This window comes from Halalkalibacillus halophilus DSM 18494, from assembly GCF_000423105.1.
GTDB lineage: Bacteria > Bacillota > Bacilli > Bacillales > Alkalibacillaceae > Halalkalibacillus > Halalkalibacillus halophilus.
The window spans coordinates 421737-437208 of sequence record NZ_KE383978.1 but is presented as its reverse complement, the minus strand read 5'-3'; the positions used below and the strand labels follow the sequence as shown (position 1 = coordinate 437208).

Sequence of the window (15472 nt, the reverse complement as noted above, 5' to 3'; positions counted from 1 at the left end):
TCTAACGGTTGATTGATGCTCCCTAACGGTTGATTGACTCTCCGAATACCGATTGAACCTTCTGAACCCTAATCACAGAACCTAATCACTCACCAGAACCCATCACGGAATAAATCTCATCATGTAACTCTTTTCGAAGCCCGGAAATATCATTACTTCGCCCGAAATGCACACGGTTCGTAAGCAAGACGACCGCAAACCTCAAGGATTCATCAAACCATATCGACGTTCCAGTAAACCCAGTGTGTCCGAAGCTTTCTGCTGAAAAGTTTCTCCCCATGATTTCGATACCGCGATTAAATTGCCAGCCTAGTCCGCGTGTTTGCTTACCATGAACAACATCTGTCATCGTTTGCTGCAAAAGTTCCTCACTACTAAACGCCGCTTCTCTTCTTAACCACGCCTGTGCATACACAATCAAGTCACTTAATCGTGAAAACAACCCTGCATGACCTGAAACGCCTTCGAATGACCGTGCATTCTCATCATGGACTTCTCCTCTGATAAAACTCGACCCCTCTAATTTCTGTTCGGTTGCTGCTATTTCCCCTTCAGCAAAGCCTTTTTCCAAGGGATTAAACATAGCAGTATGCATCTGAAGCGTTTGAAAGATTTCTCTACTTACATAGGCCTCAAAATCCTCCCCACTCACCTCTTCAGCCAAAAATTTCAATAAAATAAAATTCAAATCGCTATATATAACCTTACGCTCGCCCTCCATTTGATCAACTTGTTCGTTAATCTTCTCGATCACTTGATGGCGAGCTGTAATTTTTTCTTCATGAAAAGGGATATGAGCAGGTAATCCACTCCGGTGTTGGAGCAAGTCTTTCACGGTTATTTCTTCTGATTCAAAATCAGGCAAATAATCTTTTACTAAATCCGTTAACACGACTTGCCCCTCACCCACCAACTTCAGAATCGCAGGCAAGGTTGCAACCACTTTTGTTAAAGAAGCCAAGTCAAACAAGGAGTCATCTGTTACACTCTCAAGTGAATTTTGATGTAAAATACCACTGTATTTTTCAAAATAAATCTGATCACTCGAGACAACTGCCACAGCAAAGCCTGGCAGTCTCCCATTCTCAACAGCTTCTTCTAAAATTCGTTCCACTCGATCAAATTGCATATATCCCCCTACCTTTCACCCACTGAAAAATGTTGACTCAAATCCCGCTTCTACTGGCACATTCACAGCTTTCAATGCGGAGATCACTGCCCCTGCTACTGGTTCTAGTTGCAACGCCTTCAAATCAGCTCGCGCCCCTAGTCTTTCTTGCAACTTCGAAACAATCACATCTCTTCTGACAAACATTCCACCTGCCAAAACCACTAATTGTTTTCCGACAAAATGTTGGTCTAACATTGTAAGAATCGAACGGGCTAACTCTCCAACAGCATCGTCAATTATTCCTTCCGCCACATCGTCTCCTTCATCAAAAGATTCTAAAACAATTTTACTTAAGGAAGCAATCGTTGTACGTGGACTTTCCACTTGATAAATGTGAGGAATTAATTCTGGAACTTCAGAGACTTCAAAATGACGAAGCAACTTTGCGGTCAAAACGTTCGCTTCTATTTTTCCATCAAATCCTTGAAAAACAGCTTTCAAAGCATGACGCCCCACTTCAAAACCGCTTCCTTCATCTCCTATTAAATAACCCCAACCACCAACTCTTATATGTTTCCCATCGTCATTTACACCAAAAGTAATCGATCCTGTTCCTGCAATTTGAACAATTCCTGGTTCCCCCAGTGTTCCGGCAAATAAGGCATTCACACCATCATTCTCCACTTGCATTGGGAATTTCCCGTCTACTTCTTTTCGAAAAATATCTTCCAACAAACTTTTCTTACGAGAGTCTCCAACGCCTGCAATTCCGGCGAATCCAAAGGAAACTTCCTGATATAATGTAGGTTGCTCTGCTTCTAGTTTAGCGAAAATCGTTTCTGCACGCTCACGAAGTACAACTTCGGCCACTCCATTTGGGTTCGTCCCCCCTACTTCAACTGACGCATGAACTACTCCCTTTTCATCCGCTAAAACCGCTTTTGTTTTTGTACCGCCACCATCAATTCCTAACACGATTGTCATATCTTCAACCTCTTCCTCTTCTCTTTTTCCAAAAACTCCATCCAATTACACACAGCAATGCGGCAAGAGCGCCTGCTGCATCGATTAACACATCAAAAATATAAGGTGTTCTTTCAGGAGTGAAACTTTGATTTAATTCATCTACTGTTGCAAAATGCACAGTTAATAAAAACGTCATGATTACTAGATTTCGCTTACGAATCGACACTGTTTTTGATATTGCCCAGTAAATTAATAACGCTAGTAAAAAATACACACCAAAATGGGCTGACTTACGAATCATGAACTCTAAAAATGGCTCTAATCCTAACTCTGCAACACTTCGTTCCCTGCCATGGTAGGAAAAAGAAATCCAACTCACGAGTGGGCGCATCCACTCTACTGCAATGACGTCTCCCATCATAGGTTTTACATCTTGATCGCTTGAAGACTGAGAGGATGTATAAAATATAACCGCCGCCCACCACATAGCTGGTGCCCAATAGAATACTAATCTTTTCACTTGATCACACTTTCTATTCCATTACTTCTTCTAATGTACCGTTAATTTCAATCACTCACAACTAGCACATTGCACATCACTCTCCCTAAATTATTGTGCACTTTGTTGATAGGCAGAAACTAACCAGTAAGCTACAATGTGATTAGGGAGTGATGAACAAATGGCAGAATTAAAATTAGACAAGATCAATAAAGTTTACGACAAGAATGTGCAAGCCGTAAATGACTTTAACCTACATATAGATGATAAAGAGTTCGTCGTATTTGTTGGGCCATCAGGTTGCGGTAAATCTACTACATTGCGCATGATTGCTGGACTTGAGGAAATTACAGATGGCGACTTGTATATCGATGACAAACGTGTAAACGATACACCACCGAAAAATCGTGATATTGCAATGGTTTTCCAAAACTATGCATTATACCCACACATGACTGTATACGATAATATTGCATTCGGTTTGAAATTACGTAAATTTAAAAAAGCAGACATTAAAGAAAAAGTTGACAAAGCTGCAGAGATTCTTGGACTGCAAGATCATTTAGACCGCAAACCAAAAGCATTATCTGGTGGTCAGCGTCAGCGTGTAGCATTAGGCCGTGCGATTGTTCGTGATGCAAAAGTATTCTTAATGGACGAACCGCTTTCAAACTTAGATGCTAAATTACGTGTTCAAATGCGTGCCGAGATTCAAAAGCTACACCAGCGCCTGCAAACAACTACAATCTACGTTACCCACGACCAAACAGAAGCGATGACAATGGCTACTCGACTAGTCGTAATGAAGGATGGTTTCATCCAACAAGTTGGTTCACCAAAAGAAGTATTTGATCACCCGAATAATAAGTTTGTCGCAGGTTTTATCGGTTCACCAGCTATGAACTTCTTTGAAGGCGAACTTAAAAACGGTGCCATTCAAGTAGGAGAAACAACTCTGCAAATGCCACACGAACGCTATCAGCAACTAGTTGATCAAGGATATGAAAACAAAAACATTACGTTTGGTGTACGACCAGAAGACATTCACGACAAAGAAGAAGGTCGCGAAGTAACGAATATTACTTATTTTGAAACGAAGGTAACTGTAGCTGAGTTAATGGGGTCTGAAACATTTTTATATTCCACATTAGGTGAACATGAATTCACAGCTCGTGTCGACGCCTCTTCAGAACATATTGCTGGAGATAAGATTACTTTAGGATTCGACATGGATAAAGTACACTTTTTCGATCAAGAAACAGAAGAAGTAGTTAAATAACTATCCCCTTAATTACCATATAGATAGGAAGAAACGTTTGCTCATAATTGGGCAAACGTTTTTTTGTTGTAAATTACTGTCCAAATAATGTCGAAGTTTAGTAGAAGGCATAAAAAGGAATAGCTAACTAAATGCATGAGAAAGAACTAGGGGGATGTGAATGAAAACAGAAGTATTAATTAGCGGAGGAGGCGTTGGCGGGTTAACGTTAGCCGTGTTACTTGTTCAACATGAAATCAACGTAACTGTCGTCGAACAAATGCCAAAAGACTCCCCCATTTATAAAGGAGAATTACTACAGCCAAAAACACTCGAAATACTAGAACATGTTGGGGTTATAGATCAAGTATTAGAAAGTGGACATAAGCTTCCTGACCTCTCCTTTCATGAACTTGACCGTGATTACGAATTTTTAAATAAACATGCAAAAGCAAAGATGGATTACACTGTTTTACCAACACAATCTAACTTCGCCTTAATGATCCCACATGAGCGGCTGAAGGAAATATTACTAGAAGAAGCGTATAAGTATGATGCGTTTTTCACTTATAAAAAGCCGACTCGCTTTCTTCGATTTGAAAATGGTAAGGCAGTCGTCAAACAAGGTAAAGACGAATACAACATCGAGGCGCAATATTATGTAGGTGCGGAAGGTCGCGCTTCCCCTACTCGTGACGGTATCGAAGCAACATTTGACCCAAGTTATTATAATCATCATTTCTTAACGGTCACGATTCCAAGACCCGCACCACTAACACAAGGAAGAATCATTACAACGGACCAAGAATTTTTAGGGCTTTTCCCTTTACCAGATGAAGTTCGTACCGTTTTTAAAATAAAAAAAGACACGTATAAATCCTTTAAAGAAAAAGGAATTGAATATTTTCACGAACGATTTTCTAATCTAGCACCTGATTTAAAAAGTTATGTAGAAACCCTTAAAGATTATTCTAAAATTCAACTGATGATCCCCTACCAATACCATATAGACCGGTATGTTCAAAACAATGTTGCCGTTTTAGGTGACGCAGCACACACCGTTCATCCCATGGCAGGTGAAGGAATGAATATGGCAATTCAAGATGCGGATATTTTAGGGATGCTCTTAGGGTGGATGAAACAAACTAAACAATTTAATCAGACAAATTTACTAAAGCATTATGAAGACGTAAGGCGTAAACGATCGCAATTTTTATTACAATTAAGCAACTTATCAGCACATGCATATTCTTATCAAGGCGCATTCATTCAAAAAAATCGCGCAAGAGCTGTAAAACGAATGGAGCTAGATCCATTCATTCACTATAAACAAGTTCTTAACGTATCTGGCCTTGGTATGAAACCATTCACATATAAAGACCGATTAATCCAAATTGGTGGACTTCCTACAAGAAAAGCAACATTAAGCCAAGCCCAACGAGAATGTCCATTATTCAACCGCACTGAGGATTACCCATGGGAGGAGAACTAAAATGAATATTAAAAAATGGAAAGACGCCTATTACGCACATAAATGGATGAAGAAAAATGAACCATTTTTAAGTGTGTGGCATGTTTATGTCGGCTATGAAACCGAACTATTTAAAGCTTTCAAAAAAGGAAAAACTGTAGAAAAAGTTAGTAAGGAATATAATTACGAAGAAGACCTTGTCAGAAGATGGGTAGAAGTTGGTGAAGCAATTGGTCATGTAAAGAAAAAAGGAAGTAAATATAAAACTTCGAAAAAGAATTGCGGCGAGTTCCTAGATGATCGAACGAGTCATGCAGTGGGGGCACTTTTAAAAGAAATGATGGAGCTTCATATTCCTACTATTCTAGCGTACCCAGATTATATCAAGAAAGAAGGACGAGCTCACTTTGACCATGAGCGATTTGGTAAAACAGTTGCAGACACGTCAGCGACTCTAGAAAACTTCGCCTACAAACAAGTGCTAAAAATGATCAGTTCTAGAAAAGACGGTGTGGTTGTAGATCTCGGTTGCGGCACTGGTGGCTACACGCGTGCGATTGCACACAAATATCCGAAAGCTACCGTAATCGGCGTAGATTTAAATAAAGACGTAATCGAAATCGCAAAAGCACAATCAAAACAAATCTCTAACATTCAATTTGAAAATGTCGATTTAGCAGATTGGAGTTTAGAAGGAGAAGCGGTAGATGTCGTCCTCATGCATAATCTATTACACTACATCCCAAATCACGAACGCGAAGCTACCCTTCAACGAATCGCCGGATGGCTTCCAAGTGGAGGACAAATCTCGATTATGACTCCCGTTACAGAAGCTAAATTTGGTGAAGCATTCGTGAACTCGTTCAACGCATTCTTTACAGCACACGACAACCTATTCAGCCTACCGTCTCAAGTTGAAATGCAACAACTAGCAAAATCAGCTGATCTAAAAGTTAAAAATATCGAACCTATTATAAAAGAAGGTGCTTGGCATTTGATTCACTTAGTAAAAGAATAGACTTTCATTCGGAGACCTTGCGAAATAATTCGCAAGGTTTTTCTTATTCTAAAGATTGTGTGCCATGTCTTTGTAGCGTTCGCACTCTTTGCCGGCATAACTCTTCTTCCGCTTAAATCCATTACTCTATTGCCGGCATTACAAATCACTCCGCCCGATTCAACAACTTTCCCGCCGGAACCATTCATTACATACTAGATTAGATACCTAATATCAAGTGAAATATTGACAATTACTTGCAACTTTCCTCATAAAATTGGATAATGGGAATAGTATCCACATAAACCAACACATAAACATGAAATAGAATGATAATAAAAATTCATAAGGAGGATTTATTTTGAGACAGCTATCTCTCATATTCACCGTTATAGTTTTAAGTTTCATAACTTTTAGCCAAGTGAACGCAGAAGAGAATCCATGTGTGCTTTCAATCGATGGAGACCTACATAAAAATTCATACGCCTACCCAGAAAACTGTGGTTCTGACGACTCTATTAGTGGTTATTATAGTAATGGTGGTAGTTTTATCGTAAGCATTTCAGGTCGCTCCTTCGCGACTTCAAACGGGGAAACTTTTGAACTCAATTCCGGCAGAACACTGACAGTTTACACGAGTGAGCCAACTCCAGAACCTGAACCTGAGCCGGAACCTGAACCTGAGGAAGAACCTGAACCCGAGCCTGAAGAAGAATCGAATAATAACTCAAACGATTCTTCTGATTCAAATTCTAATTCAAACAATTCATCCTCTAACCAAAATAACAATTCATCTGGCAACACAAGTAATTCTGGTTCTAACTCTAGTAATTCAACTAGTAATCAATCTTCATCTAATACTAGCAACCAATCTAGTTCGACTACGAACCAAAATAACAGCAATACTTCCAATCAAAATTCTGCCACTACTTCTGAGGAAAATAACACTTCTGAAAATGAAAATACGAATGACCTTGTAGATCAATCCGAAGAATCAGATGAATTAGAAAATGATTTAGCTGAAAATGAGGAAGAGAATCTAGAGGAAGAGTTAGAAGAAGACACTGACGGACAATCCTTTGACCTTGAGCTACTTGGATCAAACAGTAATAAATTCGATACGATCAGAGCAACACCTTTAACTATCCGTACCAGTCAACAAAATACAGATTCTAAAGAAGACGAAGAGGAACAAGTAGATTCTGCTCAAACGGAAGAGTCAAATCCGAATGAGGAAATCGCAAATGCTTCAAGCTCATCTCTATTCTCTGACCCCTTAACCTGGTTTGTAGGCTCTACATTCATGCTTGGGTTAGGTGTTGTCGTCATGCGTTATATAAAAACAGTGTAAATAATCCCACACTCCTTACAAATCATGTAACATTCTGCTATACTTAGAATATATAAGACAATATAATCAGTCTATTATTCTTAGAAAGGGTGAATAAATGTGAATTTTTGTACGGAGTGTGGGTATAAAGTTGATAATAACAGTTCTTTTTGTACCTCATGTGGTTCCTCGTTAAATCAATCTTCTCAACAAGAATTACCAACAAACAAACCGAAATCACCGCAAACTCGAGCTACCCCTAAAGCTAAAAAAACATTAAGTAAGACATCTAAGCTTACTATCGCATCATTAATTAGTTTAATAGTAGTAATTTTCGGTGCCTACAAAGGATTAGAAGCTTACTATGATCCATCAAAAGATTTGCAAGCAATGGACGAAGCTATTGCAGCAAATGACGAGGCATCGTTTTTCTCCATGATTGAACTGGACTCCTCTGCAGCAATTGATGAAATCTCCTATTTTCAATACATAAAAGAAAATGAATGGAATGCCATTAAAGATCAATACTTAGCATTATTAGAAGAAGAAAGTCACATTGGCAGCAATTTAAGTAGGGAATTCCAAAGTGTGTATGGTGGAAAATTATTTACCGTCAAACCAGAAAAAGAGCTTTTCGGACTTTTTACCTCATACAATCTTCGAGCTGAACCTGAACAACTTACAGTGGTTAGCTCTATGAACGACGCAAAAATAACCTTTAATGGGGCGGAATCTACCATCGATGCTGATGAACCTAGCTCCATCGCAACGATATATCCAGGTGAATACACGATAGCAGGAGAAGTACAATCCATGTTCGGAGACTTTCAACACGAACAAGAATTTACTACGTATCCGAATGAAGAACAAGAAATTTATATGAATTTTGATGGAAATGTATATGGAATTGATACGAACCAACCTTCAGCAGAGTTATTCGTAAACGGAGAATCTACTGGTAAAACACTAGAAGAATTTGACGAATTAGGACCTTTTCCTACTGAAGAAGAAGTAGAATTACATGCTGAACTACAGACAGAAAATGGTGACGTGATTTCTTCCGATACAATTACCCAAAACGACCCTGGCGGATGGTTCGGACTACCTTTTTACTTTGATCAAGAAACAGCTTTAGATGAGTCAACAACAGAAGAAGACGAGATCGATCAAACTTCTGATGAAAACGCGGTTGAGAATGATCAACTCGATCAAGTTAGCGAACATATTCTCGCATTTAGAGACAACTATGAGGATACCGTCAATAATAAAGACTTTTCACAAGTTGAAAACATGCTCGACTACAATAGTGATGCATACGAAGAGATCAAGACGTATGTAGATGATTTAGAGGACTCCGCTTACTCCTATGAATTTACTGAAAATGAAATTATAAGCACAGAAGAGATTAGTGAAGGTGTATACGAAGTTACAACGAATGAACGCTTTATTTTTACGAATCACTTAAACGTTCAAACAGATTACGACAGAATGAAATCATATACTGTGATTGAAGATGGCGACTTTTATATAACGGAAATTGACTACCTAGAAACTCAAAGAGATTAACTCAAGGGGGAATAAAATATGTTAGTATGTTCAAACTGTAATCAGACACAATCAGAAGGAAAGTTTTGCGGGTCGTGCGGAGGTGCTTTAGAAGCCTCGAATCAACAGTCACACCAGGAAGCTACAGCAGCAAGCGAAACAGCAGCTACAACTACTGTCCCACAAAATGAAAGAATAGCTCAAGTACAAAACGGATTAAAAGATTATGGAAATTATTTTACCGGATTATTAAAAAATCCAACAGATGGTCTATCCACAAATGATAACCACTTTTTAAATAGCCTAATCACCATCGTGTTGTACGCTTTAACATTGTCCTTAAGCATTTATTTCTTAGTTAATTCACTTTACTCTACTTACATGGGTAATTTCGGTGGATCTTTACCATTTTTCGCGATTAACTCAAGATTAATGTTCTTCACATTACTTTTACTAGCAACGGCGCTTGTAAGTATCGTTGTGATGATGAAATTGGCTAAGTCAACGGCTACTTTTAAAACAATAGTTTCACAGTTTGGAAGTTTAGCAGTGCCATTAACAGCTGTACATGCAGTAGCTATAATCGCAGGGCTAGCTGGCGCACCAGTCTTCACTCTTGTCCTAACATCAAGCACTTTATTTTTATTCTTATATATTATTCCAACCATTTTGGTATATGAACATGCATCTGCAGTTGATCGAACAGGTCAAAATGTATACTTAGCTCTTGGAACAGTTGTATTAACATCACTAATAGTCTATTTCTTCTTAAATACGTTTATGATGGACTTTATTGTTGGCCTAGAATCTATGCTCTACAATAGCTTTCCATTTTAAAATTACTAAAAAATGCTTCATGACCTGATACATAGTCATGAAGCATTTTTATGTTAATCTATTTAAAAACTACTTCCTTTTCCAGAAGCATCATTGATTCGTTCTGCCGTTTTGTACGCATCATACATTGCCCAAACCCACACGAGGAAATAAGTGACAAAACCAATAATGACAAACATTAATACCGCGTTAATAGCTTGGATTCCGATCGTAACTAGTCCCTTTATAATTTGACCATTATAAATTTGACCAAGTCCAGATATGAAAAATGATAGTACAACTGCTAAACCAGGACTTTTTCCAGATAACATAACTTTTCCTCCTTTATACCAATTATTCAGCTCTTTCAAACACTTCACTTTCACCAGAAAAAACAGATTCCATAGTCAATTGATCTCCATCCACTTCCAAAACAATCGTTTCTGTTTCATCTAAGAAAGTTACTTCATATTCATCACCAGAAACGTGCTCATACTCAATTTCAAGAGGAACATGACCAACAATACTAATCACATCTTCATCAATTTCTAGATCGTATTGGTCACCTTCCCACACACCTTGAAGATCTCCATTTGAACTACACGCTACCAACATACTAATTAAAATAAGCAGTAATAATACAAATACTTTTCTCATAAAGCACCCCTTCTATTCTTCTCATCCACAATCATAACACTTTTTCAGGTTACTCTTATGAGACAAAAAAATAGGTGCTTCTATCTATACTTGATTCCTTTACAGCCATAAAATTAAACATGGAAATTTATTATATATATTTTTAAATTTACCCTTAATGAAAATAACTAACCTAAAACGTATTAGGATTGTTAGGTTCAGATACACCTGTGAAAAATAAGGTAATATAAACGACTTAACGCTATTTGATTATCCTCTCTGTATTTTATAAACTAATAAAAATAATAGAAATGAGGGATAAAAGATGAATCCAAATTCTTTAGAATCTATTCTTATGAATCAGTATCAACCTTTTGATCCAGCGGCCTTTTTAAAAGAACATGACTTTAGTATATCCAATTATAAACCTGGGATCGTCTGTTCCATGTGTCACTATGTCGGGCTAGAAGAAACCCCAAAATCAGGCTGGAACTGTCCAAGCTGTCACACATTCGATGGTCAAGCACATGTAGATGCTTTAATTGACTTTTGTATGATTTTTGATCAATACATTACTGTTCCTCAAGTACAATGGTTTTTAAGCCTCTCTTCCCTTACAAAGGCATATGAATTACTACTGAGCTTAGAACTCTCCCCTGTCATCATAGACGAAGTAAGAAAGTATGACCTGAAGCCTATCTTAACCGATGAGTATTTAGGTAAAAGAGAATTAAAAAAGCTCCTTTCAAGCATTTTCATTTCAGATTAACCTCCATTTTTCTACACAACCCTATCTAGTACTCCTAATTTTGATATAGTTCGTTACTAAAGTCTGATATACTTAAATCAGGATTTTCCTTTGATTCCTATAACTGCATGGGAAAGGACTGTTTTAACTTATGAGGCTACTAACTGTATTATTATTTTTATTCCATTTAATCGGTTGTTCTGACCAAGAAGATTTAAGCGAACGCGAGGTAGAGTCAGAACAAACTGAGGAAAAATCCACAAACGAATCCGAAGTTGACCAACAAGAAAGCAATGAAACAGAAAAAATTGCTTTAAATCAAGAAGAGGCACTTGGTGTAACACTTACACTGCTCGAAAATTTATATACCCAGATACACGAAGTTCAAAATGAGTTGGTGTTAGATGGTTCATATGATCAAGAAGAATTTCTCTCGATCATTAATGATCCTAAAAGTGCTACAGAAGATTATGACTACATAGAGGAAACCGTGCAGACGTATTTAATTGACATCGCAACAGAGGAATTCATTCAATCTCAAATGAATCGAATCTTAGATATTATTGCAAATAATCATTCAAGTAGATTAGCAACACCCCTCTCTATCGATACGCGATTTGAATTGAGTGAGGAAGAAAATAACCTTTTAGTATCGTTCATTAAACTCGGGGATGAAGCAGGAAATAGTCCAGCGGGTACGTATAACCTTCATTTAAGTCAACCTGATCAAGAATGGAAACTCGATGGTCATGAATTTCAAATGGCTGACCAGTACCCTATTAACTTAACAAAAGACGACTTTACAGAATTGAATGACATACAACAATTTATCTCAGAACGGAACGGAGATAATACGGGAAGCTCGGGAGAATTATTAGACACTACGGAATATGAGGGATCCTCTTACTTTATATGGAGACCTAGACTTGATCAGCGTATGATTCATGCAATCGAACAAGAAACAGGAAATCTATCCTATCTTGCAAAAGAAGAGTATGTATCGAGCAATGAGAATATAGAACAAACTCTAAATGAGTCTGCCATAATTGACGAAGAACGAAACCTTGAAGGCCAGTATTATGACTTAGAACTATATGAAAGGTTAGCAACGGTTGAAGAAGCAAGATTACGCTTTTTATACCAATACCCTATAATTGAAAACGAGGATGTGGATTCCCTTATCTCAGCACAGTTTGTAGAACCATTTATAGATAACTGGGAGCATGTCGAAGAGACTATTCTTAATTACCAAGGGGAAGCCTCTGATCAAATAATTGATCTCATCTTAGATGAACCAACATTTTGGAATGAAGAATTTATTTCTCTCAAAGCAGAAGAATTCATTTATGAAGGTGAGCAACAAGGAGTTTACGAAATAAAAACATTAAATTATGATCTAATAAAAGAACGCGAGATTCCTGTTAAAGAATTGATTAGCAATCTAGATGTAGAGGAATCTAAGTTCCACCAACAAGTAATGGACCAAATACAAGACCATTCGCTTTCAGATACACTTTATGAAGGAGAATGGGAAACGGTTGCGGCGGAATTACTTAGAGAAGACATTCCATTCACCATACACCAAGACTATATAACCCTTTATTTTAATCCATCTATTATCGCACCTCCTTCTTCTGGTATCGTAGAGATTCATATTGATTACAGTGAATTATAATAAAAGAGGAATTCACTCTTTTTTCAAGTGGATTCCTGCTAATATTTTAAAACTGACCGTTTCCTCGATTGTTCTTATTTCCACTAAAACGATTCTTTATAAATCCAAATATCTTTTTGAATATAAATAACTTGAAAATACCTCTAAAAATACCACCGATCATTTTACCACACCTTTCTTATTTATTGTCATATTACCCTACTCTTAGACATTTTAATCAAGGTGCGTATACTCGGTACAATTTTAGAAACTAAACCGGTTCTTACTCTCCATTAAAACAACAGTAAGCCGATTGCGATCGGGATGAAACTCCAAATCAAGATAATCATACAGAAGCCCATGATATCCCTTAAGTAAAAAATGCTGGCGGAATTATTATTCAATTCCCATTTTATGCGGGGATTATGGGCATGATGGTTGCTTCTGGACTCTCAGAACAAATGTCGTTATTCTTTGTAAGCATCAGAAACAATGTCTAAGTATTTGCGCGGGTTACCATGAAGAATAATCCCTAAAAATAACATCGTGAAGTTTACAATATTGATATTTAAATCTAAGCCGTTATTTGCAAAGTGGTAAACCACAAACGCTAAACCGAGACCACCAATAATCATGGATATAATCGTGGAGTTCTCTAGTTTTTCAGCTGGGGTCATATCCGCCCTTGCTTTAACTTCTTCTGTTTCCGTAAATTCCGTTTGCGTTTTCAAAAATTCTCGGTCTACAGGTGTTGGATTTTCACTCGTTCGATGCATTAACCAGTTCATAACTGGAAGTGTCAATAATAGAATAATCACAATGAAGATATTCATTGGACTAAATAAGGTTTCTGTAATCGGTATGCTGCCAACTGTATCCATTAAAAAGTGATCGTCTGTGCAATCGTAAGAGGAATTGAAGCTGATAAGCCACCATGCCACAATAAGAACCCACTATAAGCAGCAGCAATTAAAATTCGGTAATCGACGGATGGAACACGTTTTGCCACATGGAGTGATAATAAGGCGCCGACAATTAACCCAAAACCATAATTAATTAAACATGCTAGTGATGCGACGACTGTCACAAGTATTATCGCTTTACCGGGTGAAGTTGCAAAATTAGATAATCTAATAAGAAACCCCTTAATTAATGGCGTGTTAGCCAATATGTACCCTGTAACAACGATCAGTGACATCTGCATCGCAAATGCTAGTAAATCCCAGAAGCCTGTCCCCCAATGCTCGACCATTTGGACCGGTCCACTTGAAGTAAATATAAGTCCTAAAATAAATACAACGACTGTTAAAATAAGTGCGAATAAAAAATGCAATAGGTAAATAACGCTGGACCATTCGATCAAAAAATGAAGTAACGCTTTTTAACATCCTAATTTTCTCCTCACAAAATTTTATAAAAATATCAAGTAAGCGCTTACACTAAACATATGAACAATTATAGTGAAAAATGTGTCGAATAGCAATGTTGAATTCAGAAAATTTAAAAATCAAAACATTGCATATTATGCTATACTTTGTGAAAAGTTGGGTGTGATTAACGATGGAAAGAAAATCAATTCAGTGGGTTTTAATACTAATTATTACTATCATATGGGGTTATTCATGGGTTCTAATGAAAGATGCGTTACTTTATATGGAGCCGTTTACTTTCTCAGCCTTTCGCTTTGGCCTTGGTGCGATCGTTATGGTTCTTGTTGTGATGATCTATAAATTAGGGTTACCTCCTCGAGATAAAATTTTTCACTTATTGGTTTTAGGTATGCTTCAAACTGCAATCGTATTTTTACTTGTTATGTATGCCTTAAAGTTCATTGATGCAGGGAAGTCGTCCCTCTTACTATATTCTATGCCTCTTTGGAGTGGAGTTTTAGCAAATCTTCTTTTAAAAGAAAAAACATCTAAAATACGTTGGACAGGCTTAGTAATCGGAATGTTTGGTTTAGCCATTATATTGTTCTCAGATCTCCTTGGAAATGTAACACTTGAAGTTCTATTTGGTGAATTTTTAATAGTGATCGCTGCAATTTCATGGGCTTTTTCTAATATTTACTATCGAATCTTCTTAAATAAACTTCCACGTTTACAAGTAAACGCCTACCAAATGCTTTTCGGTGCAATCGCAATTTCAATAGTTGCATTTCTAGCTGAGGGTGATGCAACCATCAATTGGACATTTGATAGTATCTATTACGTCGTATTCACAGGTGTATTAGCTTCTGCTTTATGCTTCACCGTGTGGTTTATGCTATTAAGCGTCGTAGATACAATTGGGGCAACCATGCCTTCTCTACTTGTTCCAGTGTTCGGGATATTTTTTGGATGGTTATTACTAGATGAAATCATTACATGGAATATATTAATAGGAAGTATATTTATATTAAGCGGGATTCTTATTACGAACATTCGAAGCAAAAAATAAAA

The 15472-nt window shown here is 37.3% G+C and carries 16 protein-coding genes and 1 pseudogene; 10 read left to right on the top strand and 7 right to left on the bottom strand.

The window, feature by feature from the left end:
* Nucleotides 1-85: 85 nt before the first annotated feature.
* The 3 genes from G532_RS0113840 to G532_RS0113830 are packed head-to-tail and all read right to left on the bottom strand — an operon-like array spanning nucleotide 86 to nucleotide 2597.
* Nucleotides 86-1129: a serine hydrolase domain-containing protein gene (locus tag G532_RS0113840; RefSeq protein ID WP_035513059.1), complete on the bottom strand. Its 1044-nt coding sequence runs from the start codon at nucleotides 1127-1129 to the stop codon at nucleotides 86-88.
* A gap of 15 nt (nucleotides 1130-1144) precedes the next feature.
* Nucleotides 1145-2095 (bottom strand): N-acetylglucosamine kinase, encoded by a 951-nt coding sequence (locus tag G532_RS0113835; RefSeq protein WP_027965328.1) that lies wholly within the window; start codon nucleotides 2093-2095, stop codon nucleotides 1145-1147.
* A gap of 4 nt (nucleotides 2096-2099) precedes the next feature.
* On the bottom strand, nucleotides 2100-2597 hold the full coding sequence (locus tag G532_RS0113830; RefSeq protein WP_027965327.1) for a VanZ family protein: 498 nt from the start codon (nucleotides 2595-2597) through the stop codon (nucleotides 2100-2102).
* A gap of 160 nt (nucleotides 2598-2757) precedes the next feature.
* Between G532_RS0113830 and G532_RS0113825 the strand changes: the two genes are divergently transcribed.
* The 6 genes from G532_RS0113825 to G532_RS0113800 all read left to right on the top strand — a co-directional run bounded on the left by G532_RS0113825 (nucleotide 2758) and on the right by G532_RS0113800 (nucleotide 10014).
* Nucleotides 2758-3855: an ABC transporter ATP-binding protein gene (locus tag G532_RS0113825; RefSeq protein WP_027965326.1), complete on the top strand. Its 1098-nt coding sequence runs from the start codon at nucleotides 2758-2760 to the stop codon at nucleotides 3853-3855.
* Between the two features lie 160 nt (nucleotides 3856-4015).
* Nucleotides 4016-5326, top strand: a complete 1311-nt coding sequence (locus tag G532_RS0113820) for an FAD-dependent oxidoreductase (protein WP_027965325.1) — start codon at nucleotides 4016-4018, stop codon at nucleotides 5324-5326.
* Between the two features lies 1 nt (nucleotide 5327).
* The gene (locus G532_RS15475) at nucleotides 5328-6323 is read left to right on the top strand and encodes a class I SAM-dependent methyltransferase (protein ID WP_035513058.1); all 996 of its coding nucleotides are present in this window, start codon (nucleotides 5328-5330) and stop codon (nucleotides 6321-6323) included.
* A gap of 340 nt (nucleotides 6324-6663) precedes the next feature.
* Nucleotides 6664-7653, top strand: a complete 990-nt coding sequence (locus G532_RS16160; protein ID WP_027965324.1) for a hypothetical protein — start codon at nucleotides 6664-6666, stop codon at nucleotides 7651-7653.
* 99 nt (nucleotides 7654-7752) lie between these two features.
* The gene (locus G532_RS0113805; protein ID WP_027965323.1) at nucleotides 7753-9198 is read left to right on the top strand and encodes a TcaA NTF2-like domain-containing protein; all 1446 of its coding nucleotides are present in this window, start codon (nucleotides 7753-7755) and stop codon (nucleotides 9196-9198) included.
* An 18-nt stretch (nucleotides 9199-9216) separates the two neighbouring features.
* Complete coding sequence (locus G532_RS0113800; protein ID WP_027965322.1) at nucleotides 9217-10014, top strand: hypothetical protein; 798 nt, start codon at nucleotides 9217-9219, stop codon at nucleotides 10012-10014.
* A 62-nt stretch (nucleotides 10015-10076) separates the two neighbouring features.
* Here G532_RS0113800 and G532_RS15470 read toward each other — a convergent pair whose 3' ends face one another.
* Both G532_RS15470 and G532_RS0113790 read right to left on the bottom strand, forming a co-directional pair.
* Nucleotides 10077-10325: a DUF5683 domain-containing protein gene (locus G532_RS15470; protein WP_035513056.1), complete on the bottom strand. Its 249-nt coding sequence runs from the start codon at nucleotides 10323-10325 to the stop codon at nucleotides 10077-10079.
* 22 nt (nucleotides 10326-10347) lie between these two features.
* Nucleotides 10348-10650, bottom strand: coding sequence for a hypothetical protein (locus G532_RS0113790; RefSeq protein WP_027965320.1), 303 nt, complete (start codon nucleotides 10648-10650; stop codon nucleotides 10348-10350).
* A 304-nt stretch (nucleotides 10651-10954) separates the two neighbouring features.
* Between G532_RS0113790 and G532_RS0113785 the strand changes: the two genes are divergently transcribed.
* The 3 genes and pseudogenes from G532_RS0113785 to G532_RS16155 all read left to right on the top strand — a co-directional run.
* Nucleotides 10955-11398, top strand: a complete 444-nt coding sequence (locus G532_RS0113785) for a hypothetical protein (RefSeq protein WP_027965319.1) — start codon at nucleotides 10955-10957, stop codon at nucleotides 11396-11398.
* Between the two features lie 130 nt (nucleotides 11399-11528).
* On the top strand, nucleotides 11529-13052 hold the full coding sequence (locus G532_RS0113780; protein ID WP_027965318.1) for a DUF3298 domain-containing protein: 1524 nt from the start codon (nucleotides 11529-11531) through the stop codon (nucleotides 13050-13052).
* 353 nt (nucleotides 13053-13405) lie between these two features.
* Nucleotides 13406-13516 (top strand): annotated as a pseudogene (locus tag G532_RS16155) (TIGR00366 family protein); the annotation flags it as partial.
* Here the strand turns inward: G532_RS16155 and G532_RS16340 are convergent.
* Together G532_RS16340 and G532_RS16335 are read right to left on the bottom strand one after the other, a co-directional pair.
* On the bottom strand, nucleotides 13499-13864 hold the full coding sequence (locus tag G532_RS16340) for a TIGR00366 family protein (RefSeq protein ID WP_281170547.1): 366 nt from the start codon (nucleotides 13862-13864) through the stop codon (nucleotides 13499-13501). The pseudogene G532_RS16155 and the gene G532_RS16340 sit on opposite strands and share 18 nt — an antisense overlap.
* A gap of 47 nt (nucleotides 13865-13911) precedes the next feature.
* Nucleotides 13912-14364 (bottom strand): TIGR00366 family protein, encoded by a 453-nt coding sequence (locus tag G532_RS16335; protein ID WP_169513916.1) that lies wholly within the window; start codon nucleotides 14362-14364, stop codon nucleotides 13912-13914.
* Nucleotides 14365-14591: 227 nt separating this feature from the next.
* On the opposite strand from G532_RS16335, the gene G532_RS15460 reads away from it, so the two are divergent.
* The gene (locus G532_RS15460) at nucleotides 14592-15470 is read left to right on the top strand and encodes a DMT family transporter (RefSeq protein ID WP_035513054.1); all 879 of its coding nucleotides are present in this window, start codon (nucleotides 14592-14594) and stop codon (nucleotides 15468-15470) included.
* Nucleotides 15471-15472: the final 2 nt, after the last annotated feature.